This window comes from Pseudomonas sp. B21-041, assembly GCF_024748675.1.
GTDB classification, from domain to species: domain Bacteria; phylum Pseudomonadota; class Gammaproteobacteria; order Pseudomonadales; family Pseudomonadaceae; genus Aquipseudomonas; species Aquipseudomonas neuropathica.
Map to the genome: position 1 here is coordinate 4,589,083 of NZ_CP087175.1, position 19,156 is coordinate 4,608,238.

The window sequence follows — 19,156 nt, forward strand, 5'->3', positions numbered from 1 at the left end:
ATTCCCGCGGCTGGCGGATTGTCCGTGAGTCAACGGGCGCAAGCCTTGCCATGGATCAAGCAGCCCCTGCGCGATCGGCTAGAATGGCCGCCTTGTCGTTGCCGAGCCTGCCATGAAACCTGTATTGCCCCACGCCCAACTCGATTGGGATGACCACGGACGCCCGCGTTCGCGGGTGTTCGATGACGTGTACTTTTCCGATCAGTCGGGGCTGGAAGAAACCCGTTACGTGTTCCTCGAACAGAACCGCCTGGCCGAGCGTTTTGCCGCGCTGCCGGCGGGTGGGCGACTGGTCATCGGTGAAACCGGTTTTGGCACCGGGCTGAATTTTCTCTGCGCCTGGCAGTTGTTCGAGCAACACGCCATGGCGGGTGCGCGCCTGCATTTCGTCAGCGTCGAAAAATACCCGCTGAGCCCCGCCGACCTGAAACGTGCCTTGGCCCTGTGGCCGGAACTCAAGCCGCTGGCCGATCAGTTGCTGACGCATTACGTGGCGATCCATGCCGGCTTTCAGCGCATCACCCTGGCCCACGGCCGCGTGACGCTGACGCTGTTGATCGGCGATGCCCTGGAACAACTGCCGCAGCTCGACGCGCAGATTGATGCGTGGTTTCTCGACGGTTTCGCCCCGGCAAAAAACCCCGACATGTGGACTGCCGAACTGTTTGTCGAACTGGCGCGACTGGCAGCGCCCGGCTCAACCATCAGCACCTTCACCAGTACCGGTTGGGTCCGCCGTTTGCTCAACGCCGCCGGGTTCAAAATGAAGCGCACGCCGGGCATCGGTCACAAGTGGGAAATCCTCCGTGGCGAGTTTCTCGGCTGGCCGGCGGAAGTGACGCCGCCGACACCGGAAAAACCCTGGTTCGCTCGTCCTGCACCGATCGCGGCTGAACGTCGAGCGCTGGTGATTGGCGCCGGTCTCGCCGGCTGCGCCACGGCGGCCAGCCTGGCCGCACGCGGCTGGCAGGTGACGTTGCTCGAACGCCATGCGGCGGTGGCGCAAGAAGCCTCGGGCAATTCGCAGGGCGTGCTGTACCTGAAATTGTCTGCCCACGGCACGGCACTGTCGCAACTGATCGTCAGCGGTTTCGGTTACACCCGACGCCTGCTGGAAACCCTGCAACGCGGCACCGACTGGGACGCTTGCGGCGTGCTGCAACTGGCGTTCAATACCAAGGAAGCCGAGCGTCACGCCCAGTTGGCCGAAGCCTTCCCGGAAGACCTGTTGCAGTGGCTGGATCAGCCCAAGGCGCAGGCCCGTGCCGGAGTCGGTCTGGCCCATGGCGGCTTGTACTATCCCGAAGGCGGTTGGGTGCATCCGCCGGCGCTGTGTCAGGCGCAAGCGGCGCAGGCGAACATCGAACTGCTCAACCATTGCCAAGCACTGCAACTGCGCAGGGTCGATGACCAGTGGCAAGCCCTCGACGGTGACCGCTTGCTCGCCAGCGCGCCGGTCGTGGTGTTGGCCGGTGCTGCCGACATCAAATGTTTTGCGCAGAGCGCCGAGTTACCGCTCAAGCGCATTCGCGGGCAGATCACCCGTCTCGCCGAAACTGCAGAAAGCCAGGCACTGGCCACTGTGGTCTGCGCCGAAGGCTACGTCGCTCCTGCCCGTCTAGGCGAACACACCCTCGGCGCCAGTTTCGATTTCAACAGCGATGACCTGACGCCAACCACCGCCGAACACGTGGGCAATCTGGCGATGCTCGAAGAGATCTCAAGCGATCTGGTTACGCGTCTGCACATCAGCGAACAGCCCGTCGAAAATCTTCAGGGCCGCGCAGCCTTCCGCTGCACCAGCCCTGACTATTTGCCGATTGTCGGCCCCCTCGCCGACCGCGAAGCGTTCCTCGACACCTACTCGGTGCTGAGCAAAGACGCGCGCCAAGTGCCGGACATCGCCTGCCCTTGGCTGGACGGTTTATACGTCAACAGCGGCCACGGTTCTCGCGGGCTGATCACCGCGCCATTGTCCGGCGAACTGCTCGCTGCGTGGCTGGACAACGAACCGCTACCGCTGCCACGCAGTGTCGCCGAAGCCTGTCACCCCAACCGCTTTGCATTACGTCGGTTGATTCGCGGCAAATGAACTGAAGACCACGGGCCATGACGGTGGCCCACTGGTCTGACGGCGCCGCTTATAACTTATCGTTTTAAAACTCCCACAACCGCGCCGGGTCAGTTTCTGAGTACCGGCCATTTCGGCCGCTGAAGAAACACCCTCCCCAACGGAAAAACCGGTAAGGACTTTATGTGCGGATTAGCTGGCGTTTTTGGTCTGGGGGTTTTAAAGGGCTTCAGGGGGCATTCAACCCCCTAATTCCCCCTAAAAAACGCAGGAATGGTACAAAAATTGGTACGAGATTTCCGTATAGCCAGGCACCTTGAAAGTGCTAGCCGGCTGTACCATCCTGTGTGCGGCATTTGGCCATCAACATAGGAAATGATCATGGCGGATTTCTGCATTACAGCTGTCAAATACTCTAATGACCGAAAACATATCGAGTGGCTCGTCGTTAAAGAGGAAAAACCAACTTCTATCGGCTTAGATAGAATTGTTGCAAGGGCTTTTGTTGCAGACTTAATTCGACTCAACAAGGCAACTTTTCAAACCAGAACAGCCACAACAGATGGTAAATATAAAGTCGGCGCGCAGGTTCACGTTATTGATGAGGTCTACCTCACAACAAACAAGAACAACAGCAAACGAGACAACTTAGAGAATTTTCCTGAATTTGAATAGTTTCACTCGTGACCACCCTGTGCCAGAGCTTTGATGTAGGCCTGGCACGCCTTCAGCGCGATCAACCCCGGTCGCCGTGTCGGTGATGGCGATAATGCGTTGGGCATCGGCTCGACGGATGGGCGTTCGCAGTTTGGAGGGAGTGCTACGATTCGGTGCTGGTGCGGCCTCCATCTCCCCCAACCGCTTGGGCGCTCGCTGCAGAGTCTGATGGAGGTCACACCAAATCATTGAGGTCTCAGCCCATGACCAAGCTCACCTTTCAGCCCCGCATAATTAGAGCAAAGCTGGCGCCAGGATATTTGGGTATGTGCCGAGACGTATTCAACAAGGTCGTCCGGCCATATGTGCGCGAGTTCCCGATCGGCGGGCAAGGTATAGGCTTTGACCGGGTTGAGCTAGACAAATGGGCAGATGCTTACATCGAGGAAAACTCGATAGAAAAACCTCAAAGGGTAGAGGCGCCACCTCCTCTGTTCGACGCACCGCAATCGGTGCGGAAACAGCGTGGCCCCGCGATGTTGGGCCAAAGATCCAGCCTATCCGCCCGTAAGCCTCCGACTTCAGAAGATTTTTATAAATTGATAGACGAAATCTTGGGACGGTCTGGTGTGAAGAAAGATCGCCGCCCGAAAAAGCTGAGTTCTCGATTGTCTGACCAGTAGACTGCGAAGGTAATGCGCCCCGCCCAATAATGCAGCAGTATGAGCTTGAGCAGTGCATAGGCCCCGTATACCCTGGCTTTCAGCATCTCTATCTAAAAATCTTCTGTCATTTGAGTGGATTTCCCCCTAGTAAAACCGGGAGAGAGTGAGCTAGTTTTAGACAGCTTTTCGGAGGGCCGAAGGGAGCTCCAAAATATAAATGGCCGCAGAGCACTACCTGCGCCCGTACGCACGAAAACTTACAGAGGAAAAAACATGTCGAGCAAGGAAGACTTGATTCAGGCATTACAGCGCTTTGAAGAAAAAAAGAGAAGCGCGGAGATAGACAAGGAGGCAAAAGCTGCTGAGTTCAAAAATTTGATCGGCCATAAGATGCTAGAGATACGTAACTGGGTTCCAAAGGTAAGTGGAATTCAGGCGCTGATGGGGCCATCAGTGAGTTTGGGAGGTCTGACCCTTACCTCCCTTGACATAACTGTTCTGGACAAGAAAGTGTCGATTTCGCCAAACGTCCTTGACGAACAGTACTCTATAAAAATTGATGGCCTTTTCGACGGCGTTCAGTATTTTCATTACATAAATAAAGAATGGATCGCCAAGGAAGATTTCCTCGATGTAACCATCAAGCTCACACCCGAAACATTCTATGACCAACTAATCGCCCTTATCCCTAAATAGTTTTCAGCGCAACTAGCTGTCACCGTGTCACACCCCGAACATACGCCTGACAGGCCTGCAAGGCGATCAATCCACGGTCGCCGTTGTCGGTGATGGCGATAATTCGTTGAGCATGCGCCGGGTCAAGTCGGGCGCGTACGGCTGCATGACCCACGCCGCCGGCGCTGGCGGTGGTTGGCACGTCGCAACCTTTGGCAACGTCGGTTGCGTCGAGGAGTACTGACAACCGCAAATCAGCAGTGGCAAGGCGATCGCGCAGGCGATCTTGGTCACGTTGGGCATCAGTCATTTTCCTGAAGTGAGTTTGCTCGCTGGCTGCCAGGCGCTGCTCGAGCGCGAGTCGCTTGTCCTGCTCGGCCTGCTGCGCGGTTGCGGCGGCCTGGATCAGTTGGTTTAGGGTTTCGGCATGCAGCTTTGCCTGCTCGGCAAGCTGCTGGCCGTAACGCCAATCCTGAAACTGCCAGGCGCTGCCGAAGCTGCCGACCACCAGCCCCAGCACGCCAATCAACCGCCACGGAACGGTCACGCCAGCACCTCGCGGGCCTTATCCCAAAGCTCCACCCGATCAGCCAATCCGTTCAACCCACCGTTGATACGCCGGGTGATGGTATTGAACTGGTCCCGATCAGCAAAATCGTTTAACCCGCTCTGTTTCCAGAACCATGCCGCCGACATCGCAGCATGCTGAGGCAACTCGAGCAGTTCGGGATGGGTGATCAGGTCAAGCCCCAGCGCCTCGCCGCACTTGACATAGTTGGCGCGGCCGGTGATCTGGATTAGGCCGCGCCCGCAATACTTCCTGCCATCGCCGGCCACGGTGTTGCCCAAGTCTTCGCGCCCCTCATACCCATGCTGGGCGGCGGTTGGCCCCCAAATCTCGCGGACGTAACGAAGCTGGCCCGACTCATGGCCAATCTGAGCAATGAACGCGGCGGTGCGTTTGTTGCCAACGATTTGGTACCGCTGCATCGCCGTATTTAGGACAGGTGCAAAAACGCCGGCTCGTTGGCCGGCGTTCGGGAGGATCTGCAGCAGCTGCTGCGATGTGATAGACATTCTTTTCTCCAGGAAGGATTAGACGTACAGTGGCGCTCTGAGGTTTATTCTGTTAAATAAAATAGGATTGAGTCGCTCATGGAACTAAAGCACTTATCAGAAGCAGTGATGCAACGATGGAAAACCAAAGAAGTTCATGACACTGATTTTTATGGTTTCACAATAGGCTCAAGACGCATCAACACAATACTCGACATAGGTGCAAATCTTGGCCAAAGCATTATATCCTTCCGAATACTTTTTCCAGATGCGACCATTCACTCGTATGAAGCAAACCCGATACTTATAGACGAATTAAATAGCTTGGCGAGCAAAGTACCCGGAAACATAGAAATAAACCCCTACGGCCTAGCCGATAAAGGGGGCAGCTTTTATTTAAACATACCATATTCAAACGAGGAGGCCTTCATAGAAGAGGCTTCTATAACAGACTCATACTACGAATTACCCTGGGTCAAGCAAAAGTTCTTGGAGCGCGGCGGGCTTACAAGGCTGGAGAAGGTCAAATGCGACTTGAGGGTTGGTGATGATTTAAAATTATCTCCCGACCTAATTAAGGTTGACGTCGAAGGCGCCGAGTCGATGGTTCTTCGCGGATTAAAAAGAACAATCGAGCGATCGAAGCCAATAATAATGGTAGAAAACTCAGATTGGCACAACGTATCCACAATCATGAAGTCATTGGGATATGTTGCACGACGTTATGATCACGATGAAAACAAGTTATTGCCGATGAATGGGCCAACAACAAACACATTCTATATACACCAAGGCCTTAGCCTGACTGATTCCATCAAGAAATTATTATTTCTCAAGTAACCAACCGCGTGTTGGGCACCCTAAGCCGGATGCCCAACACACGGTTGGTTATTGGAGTTACAGCGCCGGTTAATCTTGATCGGCGTTTGGCTTGGCTTCCGGTGGTGAGGCAGGCCACTCAATCGTCATCGGATACCCCATTTGCGCTTCGACCTTACTGAGAGCGACTCGGTATTTTTTCCAGAGCCTCAGACTAGCCAAGACTTCGGCACCAGCCTCATCAATATCCACCGCATCCTGCAAAGGCTTGATGTTGTAATCTGCGATTGCACGCAGCCGCGAAATTTCAAGCGAAGCCTCAATAAGTTTCTGAGCTTTCAACTCGTCCTCGCTGAACCTTGGGTCCGGTGCATTACCTACAGCCAGCCATAGCTGGTAGGCCTGCCATTCCGTGTTTTCCGGGTCCGCTGGAATCCAGAACCCGGTGTCAGTGGTGACACTTTCGCCTTCTGATTGCTTGTAATTCATAGCTCGGCAGACGCCTCCCAGTGGCAAAGAAATGTTTCACCAGCATTACGAGCACAGTGCGCCCAGACGTACGCCGTGCTTGCCTGAACAGTGCGAAATGTATCTCCCGTGAATCCATTGGTCTGAACTCCGCCATCGGAATTACCCACAGTAAAGGCATTTACGATCCCCTGCTGGTCCCAATATCGCAGCGTTGGGGTGGATCTCTTCTCAACCGAGAACTTGGTCCGCCCCATTGCCCGAGTGCCGGATCCTGAGCAAGAAAGGGTCATACCGTTGGAAATGTTTGGTGGTGCAAATCCAGAAACTGTTCCGGGCTTGATGTCCGTCGGATAGGACTTCTCGTAGTAGCGCTGGCAGAGAATCAGCTCTTCACCATAACTCCGGTCCTCGTACCCCGTTGGCAGACTGCCCAGCTCAAGCTTCGGATAGAACAGCGTTCCGCCGATGAACCTGATCGTGCTGTTTGATCCGGCGGTCAGCGTTACCTGAGCGCCGTTCGCGACCACTACGGTATTGACTGTTGCTGTAGCAGTGCCTTCCCAGGACAAGGTGTAAATCCCCCCGCCAATGAAGCTCCCTTCTATCACCTGTTCAAGCCCGCCAGAGGGCGGATTTACAGTTCGACCATTCTTGTTGACCTGGGAGGAAAGGCTCTGTCCAGAGGTGACAATGCGCCAGCGGTCGAACGTGTATTGACCGGCGGCCGTTGTTGCCTCGGCGGCGTAAATCCGCTGATTGACGTTGAAGAGCGGATTCATGATCAGGTTGCGGCGCGGCCCAACCTGAAGCTTGGCGCGGGCGCCGGCAACTGTATTCGACTCAGTACCGCCTTTGCTGATGGGCTGCACGTCATCAATCTGAAGCGCCTCGCGCGCGCTTGCAAGATTAGTAGCTCCGGTACCGCCCTTGGTCAGCGGAAGAATTTCGTAATTGCCGGTAGTCCCGAGTTCAGCCAGTTTTTCGCCATAGTCATTGAGGATTGTGCGGACCTGATCGGACAGATCTTTCTGGTATCCCTGCACTGGCATGATGGCGTAGAAGCCGCCTGCCACTGTCGGGCCTTCGTAGTTCGGCGAGATCGACAGCGCGGTATTGCTGGCGATGTTGGTCACCTCGTACCAACGACCGTCCCGGCCGCGAAAACCATCACCGACTCGGCTGTTTGCAATAAAAGCAGTGCCTGTTCCGATCACCGCATTGGAATTTTGGGTGACAGAGACCGTTCCCGTCTTGTACCAGGGCATTGTGTATCTCCAGAAATGAAAGATTCAGGCCAGCAATTTGGCGCAGAGAAACGGGCGGTGGCCCTGATTGGTCCACGCAGTGAAAGCGAGGCTGTACATCATGATTCGGCCGTTGGCGTAATCGACGCCGATCGCACAACTACCGCCGGTACCTTCGTTATGACAGGCCATAGTGAAAGGGTTTATTGATACGTACTCCCCAGCTCCAAGCGCTTTGTTGATGCCCCAGATATATCGGCGACCAACACTCAGTTGCTCAGTGCCTATATACGTCCAGTCTCCCACCGCGAATGTCACGATGACCGCCGGCGCACCGCTGTCATAGCAAAGCGCACCGTTCTGATCCCATAAGCGAAGACCATAGGAGGCGGTGCCCATCGACGCCCATGCCGCAACGAAATACTGACCGCTCAACGACTCATTGACCTTTGAGGCGTTCATTGAAAACCCCGTCCAGTTGCCAGGGCCTCCGGTGAACCAGACCGAGTACGGAACCTGAATTACCCCCGTTTGATCAGGACGAATGAAAACAAGCGGTGGATCTTGGCTCGTTACTGCGCGAGGAAATGTTGCCGTGGCATTGGCCGTCCCTGAATACGATCCGCGCGTCAACATACAGAGCCGTGGAGCCTCCGAGTCGATTTGCACGAAAGCGTTGTCATTGATGCTCTGAAAACCGTAACTCATGTCCCATACCTAATCGCGTAAGCCTTGGCCACTACCGATGACCCAATTGTGGAAGCGCTCGCTGAGGGGTTTTTCTTGAGCACAACAACCTGGCCTACCGCGGTAGTGACGAATGGATAGGATTTTTGGTTAGCGCTGCCGTCCGTCTCTGATGGCTGCACGTCCTGCAGCCTCGTCGGGATGATCATGAACACGCAGTTGGCCGGGTTGAAACCCGAAATGTTCAGCGTGTAGCTGGGAACGGACCCACTGAAATCGATGACACCCTCCCAGATCACTTGATAGGTGAAGCTGTTGGTGTCCATCGCGAGCTGACCACTCTCGTTAAAGACACGCAGTCCAAATTGCCCCATTTATTACCCCAGATAGCCGAGACGAACACGCAGCACGTTGTTGGCGTCGTAGACCGAGACGTTCAGTGAGTTGATCACCAAGCGCCCTTGGCCAGGAACGATGCCGTTTATTTCGAGTGTGCCGTCTTTGTTCAGGATCCAGCCTTGCTGGCCGGCGATGTAGTTGGTCGAGCTGATATAGCTACCGATCTTCGCGTTGGTGATCGTTCCGTCCTGGATGAACGCCGAGTTCATGAACACCTGCCCGCCCTGCACTGCAAACGGCACTGCGATCGCGCCCCCGGCAATGGTGTTGACGATGGCGAAACGGTCGGCACTCACCAGGAACTGGCTCTGCAATCCTGCAGGCCCGTTTTCAATGCCAAGCCCGATACCGGCAGCGATGTACTGGCCCGTGCCGGAGTTGTATTGCATCTTCACCGACCAACTGGCCGATATCTTCCCGTTCACGTCGTTGACTATCGACGTATTTTGCTCGATTGCTGTTTGCTGACTGCCGACGGTCGTGCTCAGCTGAGTGATCTGCTGTACAGAGGCCTGCTGGTTGGTGACCACCACTTCCTCAAGCTCGGTGATGTTCGCCGCGTTCTCTCCGATTTTGGCGTCGAAGGTCGTTAGGCGCCCGGCCATTGCTTCGCTCTCGGAGGCGCGAACCTTCGATTCGGAAGCGATCGCGGCGGTGCTTGTGTGGCTTTTGATCGCGTCCGCGAGATCGCCAGCGCCGTCATCGTCTCGATAAGAGGCGCGAAGGGCTTCGAACGCCGTGGCCTGGGCAGTAACAACTCCGTCGATCTCGATGATCTCGGCGGTGTTGGTCGCCACTTGCTGAGCAAGCGCATTGGCGGTTTCCACCGTCTGCCCCACATCGAGCCAGTAGATTGGATTCGGCGGCGGCATGTTGAGCGGTACCGGGCCAGTGGCCTGATAGATCCGCTTGCCCTGCACTACGAGGTCGTACTCCTCATAAGTGGCTTCGCGGTCGTAACCCTTCAAGCCATCCAACGCATCGATCTGCGCCTGCAAGCCTGGGATCTTCTCGATTTCTGCCAGCAGATCCTCGCCGAGTTCCGTCTCGGTGATCTGCCCCTTGATTAGTTGAAGGATCGGGCCAGCGTCGGAACTGGCTTGGCCCATTACGCCAATCCCCTCTGGGTACCATGGTCCGACGTTACCCGTACGATCCACCAACCTAGCCCAAAAGAAGAAGGTGGCTCCCGCCAGCAGGCTTTGCATGCTGTAGTCGTTCTGCGGATAAGCCAAATCAGCCAGCTTAATGGCGTCTTCTCGAGACGGTGACGAGCCATACCAAATCTCGGTGCGCTGAGTGTCCTCTGCTCCAGCCGGAAAACCCCACTTGAGTTCAATCCCGAAGAGCAAGGATGTCGCGGTGAGATGCGTAACCGCCGGCGGCAAGCCGGTTTTGCCAAGCAAGTCGGTCAATACCGAGTTGGTCGGCACCGATGAGACATTCATGGCGCTGACCGCGCGCACACGCGCCAGGTACTGACCCGAATAGATCCCGCGAACGTCGACCATCAGCTCACCGGTGCGCGGAACCTTGATCCACTCCCGCGCCCCCCAACGCCATTCGACGTCGTAACCGACCGCACCAGGAGCAGCGTCCCAGGCGATCGCCATACTGGTCACGGCAATGCCTTGCTCGACCACAACGTTCTGACTGATCAACACCCGGGCTGGTGCGGCCTGAGTGCCGATAGGAATCCCGGTGATTGGCCGAGTATCAACCACGGCGCCGAAGTCGATCGCGTCAAACTTGCTGGGTTCGTGCTGAATCATTTCCAGCTGGAACTGGTGCCATTCCGGGCGCGTCACGTTGCGCACATAAAACTGCATCAGCTTTAGGTCGTCGTAGTCGAGCGCCCACCCGCATTCAGCTTCTGGCGCTTCGCTGTAATCCGCCATGACAGTGATCGCCCGGCCGACAGCAGACCGGACTACACGGGCTTCCGACTTGCCACTCGGCAGGTTTACGAGGAGTCGAGCGCCTGCTGGAACCGGAGTGTCCCGGTCAAGCGTAATGACCCGGCCAGCGACCGCCGAGATACGCCCGCCATTCGCACGCCCGGCCAACGACGGATCGGCTATCGCGATAACTTGACCAGGCTTGGGAATTTGCCCATCCAACCCCACGCGCATGGTGGCGCCTCGTGTTTGCAACTGCTCGGTCAACAGCGCCCACTGGCCGGCGCGCTGAGCCTGTCCAAGCGATGTGCAGCCAATGGCATCTACTGAAAGCTCGCGCACCATGCCTAGCTCGGTCATGGTCTCGTCATCAAATAACGGCTCCTTGTCGGTCTCAAAACCTTGATCCGGATTGTCCCAGGAGACCATGGCCAGCGTATGCCGATCCCGCGCGCGAGTGCCCTCGTATTTGATTTCGCCGTTGTTCAGGATCTGGGCGGGACTGTAGGTGTACACCGGATCACCAGGCATATCGGCATTGACGACGATCTGGCTACCATCCCAATAGGCCATGCCGTGAAAGATCGAGGCCAGATCCTGCAGCACGGCGTAGGCCTCGGCTTGCTTCTGGAAATACAAGTTGCAGGTGAACCGCGGAACCTGACCACCCTTGCCATCCGGCACCATCTGGTCGCAGTACTGGGCAATTCGGTACAACGACCATCGATCAACCATTGTTGCGTCGATGCGCTCGCCAAGCCCGTAATACGGATGCAGCACCAGATCGTAAAAGATCCACGCCGGGTTGTTGGTGTAAGCCTCCTTGAAGGTGCCGTCCCAAACACCGTTGCTGGTACCGGGGCCGCCAGTCGAATACGTACGGGTGTCGGCGTTGTAGTTGGCCGGCACACGAATAATGCGACCACGCATCAGGGCGGCGACCTTGGCGATATCGCCGCCGAATTGCTGGGCGTCATACTCGAGGCAACCCACGGCGGTCAGCGGGTATTCCTGATCGCTGTCGACAACCTCGGCAATAGCCTCGACCAGCATCCCGTCTTGCACCAGCGAGCTGTTCGCCTCTGGCGTCAGGCGCCGCGCGCGGATCGTCCAGCGACTTCCGGCAGGCAAGTCGATCCGATGCGATCGCTCGTACTTGGTGACGTTTTTGCGATCAACGAACGAACTCAGGACCTGCAAATATGGGCCGCTGTCAGTCGAGACCTCAACGACATATTCGATCCGAACGCCGTTGATGTTGCCGCTAGCGTCCTGGCTCTGCAGTTGTGGCCAGCCGAAGCGAAGCCGCACCGCATCAATCTGCGAATTGGTGATGCTGTGCAGCCAGGGGCTGGTGCTGCGCAACTCCTGGTTGACCTGAATTTCGTTGCTGGCTTCCGAGATGCCATCCAGCCGTGGCTGGTTCAATTCACCGGAGCGGAACTGCCATTTCACACCGGGGTAGTTGAGCGTGCCGTCTTCGGCCTGCACCGGAGTGCCATCGAGCTTGATTGAGCGCAGCCCGTTCACCGGCCCAACAATTGGCCCCCAGCTCCAGAGATAGACGATTCGCGCGGTAGCAATCGACGGCACGCTATTGGTGGCGATGCTCGGCTGCTTCTGCTTGGCCTGCCCGCCCTTGCTGCCAGCGACAGCGCGGCGCTTTCTCGGTGCTGCGCGCGAAGCCTTCTTTGCTGCTGCGCTCATGCGCCCTCCTGAATGCAAAAACCCGCCGAGGCGGGTTGGGGAAATAGCAATTTAGATTGGTAAAAATCGGTGCAGGACTGTGAACATTTCCGTCAGCTTGCTATAAGCATCGGTCTTAATACAGGGAGTTCAATCATGACTGTTTTTACATTATTTCCAACGAATGCTAATGGGGAACCGCTTGAAGATGCGCCGAATGGAGTCTGGTACGTACTGGAAGGGGACTACGTTCATTTCAAATGCACTGACCCAAAACAAGCATTAGCGATACTCGAATATATAAAAAACACAACAATTCCCGCAAAAAATCGATGCACCGAGCTGGCACATGAATTTTATGAGCTGGGAGGAGCCAGAGCCGAAGCCACGTCTCTATTTGCAAAGATGACTCTGCGCAGCATGAAATGGTTAAAGTCTGAAACACTCAGAACCCCCCTTCCAGATCGAGCCCAGCAAACTCCAGAAAAACAGCAAAAAGCGAGTTCCAATGACTCGCGAAAAAACAATCCGACCTCGCCCGACAGCAGCAAAAACAAGATCTAATGTCAGGCATCCACGATGCGAGTTAAATGTTGTCTTGGGTGTAGATGCCACCGGACTCGATAGCCCCGCCTATCTCTCGCTCGCCATAGAGCAGCGGATAGGGGTTGCCTTGAGCGATGGTGGTCACCGCGCCGCCGAAGCCGTAGCTGGGGTTGTTGCCGTCTTCGTTGCGGTCGCTGGTGTTCGCCTTGGTGGTGGGTGAAAGCATCTGTACCACACCACCCAGCCCGACAGCCGCGCCGGTGGCCAGCAACCCCATGCCCAGCGCCGAGGTGGTACCGCCGGTGAACAAGCCCGCCACGATCAGCGCCACGCCCAGCAGCGTTTGAAACATGCCCGCCTGCTTGCTGCCCTGAATGATCGGCATGATGCGGATAGCGCCGGCGCTGGGGTCTTTCATGGCCAGTTCTTCCGGGGCGATATTGCGTTCGTCGACGAACACAGCGAAGACCAAGCCCCGCTCTTCTGCGGTGCGCATGAACTGCTCGAAGCCCGGCTTCAGGTTGCACAGCGCGCTCGTGGCATCCAGCACACCATTGACATCAAGGACGTACTCCCGCCCAAAACGCTTACCCAGCACTCCTCCGAGTTTGATGGTGCGCTTCATGGTCGGTAATCCTTGTGCCGGAGAATCAGCTTTACCCGGTTGGCCATCGACCAGCCGTAAATCTCACGGCTGGCAAGTCGCCCAGGCATATGGTGGTAAATGAACGGCCCAGCACCACCGAGAGTGGCAGCGGGTTCGCTCACCAGCGCGGGTTCGTCGCCCAGATAGATCACTGCGTGGTTGGGGTGGAAGCAGTTACGGCCCGGCGTTGGGATCTGCAACACCAGCATGTCGCCGCGCCGCGCCGCGCTCACCTGGTAAAAGCCGGTGGCTTTGAAGTTGTCCTCATAAAGGCTCGGCCCGGTTTCGTCTTCCCACCACAAATCCTGTCGCTCGAAGTTAGGCAATTGCAGCCCAGACTCGCGTGCGTACCAGTCGCGGCACGCCGCCCAGCAATCGAGCAGGCCGTGGGAGAAGTCGCGGCCCAGCAGCGGCGCCTGAAAGCCAGAAGGCTTGAACCATTCGAACTCACCGCCAGGCCACCCGACGATGCCCCAAGGCAGTTCGTGCAACTCACAACTGACCCGATCGGCCATGCTCGGCGTGGGCGCTTTGTCGGGGTGGCTGTGAATGATCGCCAGCACTTCGCCGCGATCCTCTGCGGCAGCCTGATCTCGCTCACAGATTTGGAAGTTTTCGCGATCTGTCTTTGCCCGGTTGGCGCACGGCACGTACTCGCGGCCGGCGGCGGTGCTGATCAGAAGACCACAGGCTTCAGCCGGGTACGACTGTTCCGCGTGGGCGCGAATCGCGTCCTGCAGCTGTCTGTTAATGCGCATGGGTTACCTCGAACTGGTGATCAGGCTCGCGCCCATTGAGCCGCCAAATCGGCGAGTGTTGCCGCGCAGCTTGCAGCTGCTCCACCAGCCGCCACAGCGATCCAACGCTGGGTTGTCGGTGGGTTCGTTCTTCTTGGTGAACATCGCGCCGCCCATGTAGGCGCAGGCCTCGCCCCGGTACCTGACGGGCTTCGCGCAGAAATCGAGGCAATTGCCAACGGCAGCGACCGCAGCATGAACGCCGTATTTGTCCAGGCTGTTAGACAGTACACAGATGGTCAGAAGCGCCAGCAGCTGTTGCTCGACGCTCTGGCAAACGCTGCCCAGCCCTCTCTGCACATCGATGCTCGCGTGATAATGGCGGCGAACGCTCGTCGCTATGAATGGTTGCGCGACGTGGCGTTTAACACGCCGCGGCAGGATCTAGTGCCGCGCGATCAACGGGGCAACATGCTAACTGAGCGAGAACTCGACGCAGAGATCGACCTCGCGATGCGTCAGAATCCAAGTGAGCGGGAGTTCTCCCCATGCGAGCAATGATCACAACCGCCTTGCTGCTGATCGCCGGCCAAGCCGCCGCCAGCGAGCAAGTCATCAGCGTCCAGCACGACAGCCAGCGCGGCGTGACCTGCTGGATTTTGAACAACACCGGTATCAGCTGCTTGCCGGATAGTTCGCTCCTACAGAAGGCCACCCCGTCAAGTGATGCGGGACGGGCGTCTCGGGCCGGTTTAGCCCAAGAAAAGGCGTCGTTGGTGGCCAGCCCGCTCCCACAGGTAATTGTGACTCCAGATCACAATAAGACCGAACCGTTACCGGCGTCCCTCCCGCTTCCTCGGGAAGAGAGGTTCCAGCTATGACCATACTTCCAGAGGGCGCAGCGCTCGTTAAAGGCCAGGGCAACGAGTTCGCAAACCTTGGCTCCCGCCTCGTTCGCTTCGGGCAGGCACTGCAAGAACCCAGCACCACCGTCAGCGAGCTGGCCAAATTGGCCGGCGCCTGCGGGATCTCGCTAAAGTTGCGGGCAGTGAGTGAGTCGGGAGGCGATCGCGATGAGTAATCCAAACGCAGCGCAGAAACTCGCCGCCGATCTGGCCGTGCTGGCCAAGGCCGCAACACCTGGGCCGTGGGTCACTGATGGCGACCACGTCAACGAGCACGGTTACGTTCTCTACTCCTACATCGCAAGCGGCCGACGCCAAGGCGGGCGAATCGCCGGCGCCTTCGCAAACTGTCTGGTCAAGACCGATGAGCAGTGCCGGGCCAACGCCGCATTTATTGCGGGGGCGAACCCGAAAGCAGTAATGATGCTGATTGGCGAGATTCATCGCCTTGACGAAGACGCCTCAATGCGCGCCATCCGCTCGCTGCGGGCTGACTGCAAAGATCTCCTGGTGGAGCGCAACTCGCTGGCTTCACTTCTCAAGCGAGTTGTGGATGGCGAGCACGATCAGGAAGAGAGCCAGGCCGAACGCCACATGTACCACGACGAGGCGGTGGCGCTGCTGGCGTATCTGGGCGGGGAAGTCCAGGGCCATACGCTGGTGCCGGATGAGGCGCTGCGCGAGCAGACACAGAAGCTCGCAGCAGATGAGCAGGATGAAGGTGGCCTGTGTAACCGGATAGGCGCCGCGCCGGAAGATATCGCGACACAATCCACGAATAACGAAAACGTGTCGCGACACGTAGGGGGTGACTGATGGGGGCTGCTGAAAAATTGCCCATAGAGGATGGTCACGACAAAGTGACCGAAAAGCGGATGGCGGAGCTGGTAGGCACAACAGCGAAGGCGCTGCAGCGTAAGAGAGAGCGGAAAATCATACCGCAAGGCGTCTGGTCGAAGATCGACGGCAGGATCATGTACAGCGTGAGGAGATATGACGAATGGATCGAAAGTCTGTGGACTTGCCAACAGGGGTTGAGTTTGTCGGTCCATCAATCCGCATTCGTTTCTCCTGGAACAAGAAGCGGTGCTGCGAAACGCTCCCCTTCCCTCAAACCGCGAAAGGAATCGCTGCAGCGGCAAGCCTTCGTGCTCAGGTAAAGCAACTGGATAAGCTCGGCGCTCTCACACCGCAGAAGTACGCCGAGCTGTTCCCGGGCACTCGAAGCGCTGAGGTTCAGGGTATGCCGATCTTCTTCGACTATGCCCAGGACTGGCTCGACAGTCTCCAGATCGTCGAAAGCACGCGCAAAAACTACCGATCGACGCTCCAGAACTATTGGGTGCCCTACCTGGCGGACAAGCCGCTGGACATGGTTACACCCGTGCTCATGCGCAAGGTCGTCAATAGCATCGAGTGGACTTCACCGGTACGCAGGAAGAATGCCATTCGCTTGGTGACCACCATTTTTACCCAGGCCGTGCGCGACGAACTGATCTCCCGCAATCCGGCCGCGTCGATTCCACCCACTCGAGTAACGAAGCGCGATCTCGATCCGTTCACCCGGCCAGAGGCTGATCTGATGATTGCAAAGTTGTACGAACTGACGAGCGGTTTGCAGCAGATTTACGCCATCTTTTTTGAGTTCTCTTTCTACACCGGAATGCGGCCGGGGGAAGCCATGGCGCTACGCTGGGCAGAAGTTGATATGCGCAAGAAAACAGCGCGTGTTTGCAGGATCCGCATCTACGGAAAGATTCAAGAGCGGACTAAGACGAAGACTTCTCGCGAAGTTTTATGGAACGATCGCGCGATAAAGGCGCTCGAAAAAGCCAGACCACTCACGGCGGCGCGTTCTGATTATGTGTTCGCGCCGGAAGGATCGGGCGATAAGTCCGAACTGTTTATTCGATCCGAGACTGGGCCAAAACGCTACTGGCTGAGCGCGCTGCGAAAGTTAGGTATTCGGCATCGCAGGATGTATGACACGCGCCACACGTACGCAACGATGTGTTTGATGTCGGGGATGAATCCAGCGTTCATCGCCGCACAGCTTGGACACAGCGTTCAAGTACTGCTTTCCACCTACGCCAAGTGGATCAGCTCGCCGAGTGACTGGGCAGAGCTTGAGAAGCTGGATCGATTGGAAAGTGGTACAAAACCGGTACGGGAAAATCACCAGTAGCTACATGAACGCCGAAATACAAAGGGTTTACGGTACATGTGCGGATTAGCTGGCGAGTTACGTTTTGATCAACAACCTGCAGACCTTGCAGCGATCGAGAGAATCACCCATCACCTGGCCCCTCGCGGCCCCGACGCGTGGGGTTTCCATGCCCAAGGGCCGATTGCCCTGGGTCACCGTCGCCTGAAAATCATGGACCTGTCGGACGGCTCGGCGCAGCCGATGATCGACAGCCAGTTGGGCTTGTCCCTGGCCTTCAACGGCGCGATCTACAACTTCCCGGAACTGCGTGCCGAACTTGAAGCGCTGGGTTACGCCTTCTACTCCGGTGGCGACACCGAAGTGCTGCTCAAGGGCTACCACGCCTGGGGCGAAGCGCTGCTGCCGAAGCTCAATGGCATGTTCGCGTTTGCCATTTGGGAACGCGACGCCAAACGCCTGTTCATCGCTCGCGACCGTCTCGGCGTGAAGCCGTTGTACCTGTCGCGCACCGGTCAGCGTTTGCGCTTTGCTTCGGCCTTGCCGGCGCTGCTCAAGGGCGGCGACATCAACCCGATCCTCGATCCGGTGGCGCTCAATCATTACCTGAATTTCCATGCCGTGGTCCCCGCGCCACGCACCCTGCTGGCCGGCATCGAAAAACTGCCACCGGCGACCTGGATGCGCGTTGAAGCCGATGGCACCACCGAACAGAAAACCTGGTGGACGCTGCCTTACGGCCCACACGATGATGAGAAAAATCTGACCCTCGAAGATTGGGTTGATCGCGTCCTCGACAGCACCCGCGAAGCGGTGGCGATTCGTCAACGCGCGGCAGTGGATGTCGGTGTACTGCTGTCCGGCGGCGTCGATTCGAGCATGCTCGTCGGCCTGTTGCGTGAAGTCGGCGTCGACAACCTTTCGACCTTTTCCATCGGTTTCCAGGATGCCGGCGGCGAACGCGGTGACGAATTCCAATACTCGGATCTGATCGCCAAACATTACGGCACTCAACATCATCAACTGCGCATCGACGAGAAAGAGATCATCGAGCAATTGCCCGCCGCGTTCCGCGCGATGAGCGAGCCGATGGTCAGCCATGACTGCATCGCCTTCTATCTACTGTCGCGCGAAGTGGCCAAGCACTGCAAAGTGGTGCAGAGCGGCCAGGGTGCTGACGAGTTGTTCGCCGGTTATCACTGGTATCCGCAAGTCGACGGTGCGGCGGATCCGTACGCGGCGTATCGCAATGCGTTTTTCGACCGCAGCTACGATGACTACGCCGCCACCGTGCAGCCGAAATGGCTGACCGCGAACGATGCCGCAGGCGACTTTGTGAAAGAACATTTCGCCCAGCCCGGCGCCGATGCGGCGGTGGACAAAGCATTGCGTCTGGACAGCACGGTGATGCTGGTCGATGACCCGGTCAAACGCGTCGACAACATGACCATGGCCTGGGGTCTGGAGGCGCGTACGCCGTTTCTCGACTATCGACTGGTAGAACTCTCGGCCCGAGTGCCTGGCCAATTCAAGCTGCCTGACGGCGGCAAACAAGTGCTCAAAGAAGCCGCGCGCCGAGTCATCCCGAGTGAGGTGATCGACCGTAAAAAAGGCTACTTCCCGGTGCCGGGCCTCAAGCATTTGCAGGGCGACACGCTGAACTGGGTGCGCGAACTGCTGCTCGATCCGAGTCAGGATCGCGGTCTGTTCAACCCGGCCATGCTCGACAAATTGCTAACCGATCCGCAAGGCCAACTGACGCCGTTGCGCGGTTCGAAGTTGTGGCAACTGGCTGCCCTGAACCTGTGGCTCAGTGAACAAGGAATCTGA

General features: G+C 57.3%; 20 protein-coding genes. 10 read left to right on the forward strand and 10 right to left on the reverse strand.

What is annotated here, in order from left to right; translation table 11 throughout:
- Positions 1-112 precede the first annotated feature (112 nt).
- From mnmC to LOY43_RS20285, 4 genes are all read left to right on the forward strand, one after another.
- Positions 113-2,092: a bifunctional tRNA (5-methylaminomethyl-2-thiouridine)(34)-methyltransferase MnmD/FAD-dependent 5-carboxymethylaminomethyl-2-thiouridine(34) oxidoreductase MnmC gene (mnmC, locus tag LOY43_RS20270; protein WP_258708638.1), complete on the forward strand. Its 1,980-nt coding sequence runs from the start codon at positions 113-115 to the stop codon at positions 2,090-2,092.
- A 360-nt stretch (positions 2,093-2,452) separates the two neighbouring features.
- A complete protein-coding gene (locus LOY43_RS20275; protein ID WP_258708639.1) occupies positions 2,453-2,746 on the forward strand; it encodes a hypothetical protein in 294 nt (97 codons plus the stop codon).
- 245 nt (positions 2,747-2,991) lie between these two features.
- Positions 2,992-3,411 (forward strand): hypothetical protein, encoded by a 420-nt coding sequence (locus LOY43_RS20280; RefSeq protein ID WP_258708640.1) that lies wholly within the window; start codon positions 2,992-2,994, stop codon positions 3,409-3,411.
- Between the two features lie 255 nt (positions 3,412-3,666).
- Entirely contained in the window at positions 3,667-4,089 is a 423-nt protein-coding gene (locus tag LOY43_RS20285) for a hypothetical protein (protein WP_258708641.1), read from the forward strand.
- 19 nt (positions 4,090-4,108) lie between these two features.
- Here the strand turns inward: LOY43_RS20285 and LOY43_RS20290 are convergent, their stop codons facing one another.
- Both LOY43_RS20290 and LOY43_RS20295 read right to left on the reverse strand, forming a co-directional pair.
- Positions 4,109-4,615, reverse strand: coding sequence for a lysis protein (locus LOY43_RS20290; protein ID WP_258708642.1), 507 nt, complete (start codon positions 4,613-4,615; stop codon positions 4,109-4,111).
- A complete protein-coding gene (locus LOY43_RS20295; protein WP_258708643.1) occupies positions 4,612-5,145 on the reverse strand; it encodes a glycoside hydrolase family 19 protein in 534 nt (177 codons plus the stop codon). Before LOY43_RS20295 ends, LOY43_RS20290 begins: the two co-directional genes overlap by 4 nt.
- A 78-nt stretch (positions 5,146-5,223) precedes the next feature.
- On the opposite strand from LOY43_RS20295, the gene LOY43_RS20300 reads away from it, so the two are divergent.
- Positions 5,224-5,964, forward strand: a complete 741-nt coding sequence (locus tag LOY43_RS20300) for an FkbM family methyltransferase (RefSeq protein WP_258708644.1) — start codon at positions 5,224-5,226, stop codon at positions 5,962-5,964.
- Positions 5,965-6,033: 69 nt separating this feature from the next.
- On the opposite strand, the gene LOY43_RS20305 is transcribed toward LOY43_RS20300, so the two are convergent.
- From LOY43_RS20305 to LOY43_RS20325, 5 genes are read right to left on the reverse strand one after another with little or no spacing between them, the layout of a single operon-like run.
- The gene (locus tag LOY43_RS20305; protein ID WP_258708645.1) at positions 6,034-6,432 is read right to left on the reverse strand and encodes a tail fiber assembly protein; all 399 of its coding nucleotides are present in this window, start codon (positions 6,430-6,432) and stop codon (positions 6,034-6,036) included.
- Entirely contained in the window at positions 6,429-7,679 is a 1,251-nt protein-coding gene (locus tag LOY43_RS20310; protein ID WP_258708646.1) for a hypothetical protein, read from the reverse strand. Before LOY43_RS20310 ends, LOY43_RS20305 begins: the two co-directional genes overlap by 4 nt.
- Before the next feature lie 24 nt (positions 7,680-7,703).
- Positions 7,704-8,366, reverse strand: a complete 663-nt coding sequence (locus LOY43_RS20315; protein WP_258708647.1) for a hypothetical protein — start codon at positions 8,364-8,366, stop codon at positions 7,704-7,706.
- Positions 8,363-8,719, reverse strand: a complete 357-nt coding sequence (locus LOY43_RS20320) for a hypothetical protein (protein WP_258708648.1) — start codon at positions 8,717-8,719, stop codon at positions 8,363-8,365. Before LOY43_RS20320 ends, LOY43_RS20315 begins: the two co-directional genes overlap by 4 nt.
- A gap of 3 nt (positions 8,720-8,722) precedes the next feature.
- Positions 8,723-12,349, reverse strand: coding sequence for a phage tail protein (locus LOY43_RS20325; protein WP_258708649.1), 3,627 nt, complete (start codon positions 12,347-12,349; stop codon positions 8,723-8,725).
- 135 nt (positions 12,350-12,484) lie between these two features.
- Between LOY43_RS20325 and LOY43_RS20330 the strand changes: the two genes are divergently transcribed.
- A complete protein-coding gene (locus tag LOY43_RS20330; RefSeq protein WP_258708650.1) occupies positions 12,485-12,892 on the forward strand; it encodes a hypothetical protein in 408 nt (135 codons plus the stop codon).
- 22 nt (positions 12,893-12,914) lie between these two features.
- Here LOY43_RS20330 and LOY43_RS20335 read toward each other — a convergent pair whose 3' ends face one another.
- The 3 genes from LOY43_RS20335 to LOY43_RS20345 are packed head-to-tail and all read right to left on the reverse strand — an operon-like array spanning position 12,915 to position 14,617.
- The gene (locus tag LOY43_RS20335) at positions 12,915-13,499 is read right to left on the reverse strand and encodes a tail assembly protein (protein WP_258708651.1); all 585 of its coding nucleotides are present in this window, start codon (positions 13,497-13,499) and stop codon (positions 12,915-12,917) included.
- Positions 13,496-14,278 carry a C40 family peptidase gene (locus LOY43_RS20340; protein ID WP_258708652.1) on the reverse strand — a complete coding sequence of 261 codons (783 nt, stop codon included), beginning with the start codon at positions 14,276-14,278 and terminating at the stop codon, positions 13,496-13,498. The genes LOY43_RS20335 and LOY43_RS20340 overlap by 4 nt, the downstream gene beginning before the upstream one ends.
- 3 nt (positions 14,279-14,281) lie before the next feature.
- Positions 14,282-14,617, reverse strand: coding sequence for a hypothetical protein (locus tag LOY43_RS20345; RefSeq protein WP_258708653.1), 336 nt, complete (start codon positions 14,615-14,617; stop codon positions 14,282-14,284).
- Between LOY43_RS20345 and LOY43_RS20350 the strand changes: the two genes are divergently transcribed.
- The 4 genes from LOY43_RS20350 (at position 14,513) to LOY43_RS20370 (ending at position 19,156) form a co-directional block, all read left to right on the forward strand.
- Positions 14,513-14,818 (forward strand): hypothetical protein, encoded by a 306-nt coding sequence (locus LOY43_RS20350; RefSeq protein WP_258709955.1) that lies wholly within the window; start codon positions 14,513-14,515, stop codon positions 14,816-14,818. The genes LOY43_RS20345 and LOY43_RS20350 overlap by 105 nt on opposite strands.
- 512 nt (positions 14,819-15,330) lie before the next feature.
- The gene (locus LOY43_RS20360) at positions 15,331-15,978 is read left to right on the forward strand and encodes a hypothetical protein (protein WP_258708655.1); all 648 of its coding nucleotides are present in this window, start codon (positions 15,331-15,333) and stop codon (positions 15,976-15,978) included.
- 184 nt (positions 15,979-16,162) lie between these two features.
- Complete coding sequence (locus LOY43_RS20365; protein ID WP_258708656.1) at positions 16,163-17,347, forward strand: site-specific integrase; 1,185 nt, start codon at positions 16,163-16,165, stop codon at positions 17,345-17,347.
- A 36-nt stretch (positions 17,348-17,383) separates the two neighbouring features.
- Positions 17,384-19,156 (forward strand): N-acetylglutaminylglutamine amidotransferase, encoded by a 1,773-nt coding sequence (locus LOY43_RS20370; RefSeq protein WP_093435339.1) that lies wholly within the window; start codon positions 17,384-17,386, stop codon positions 19,154-19,156.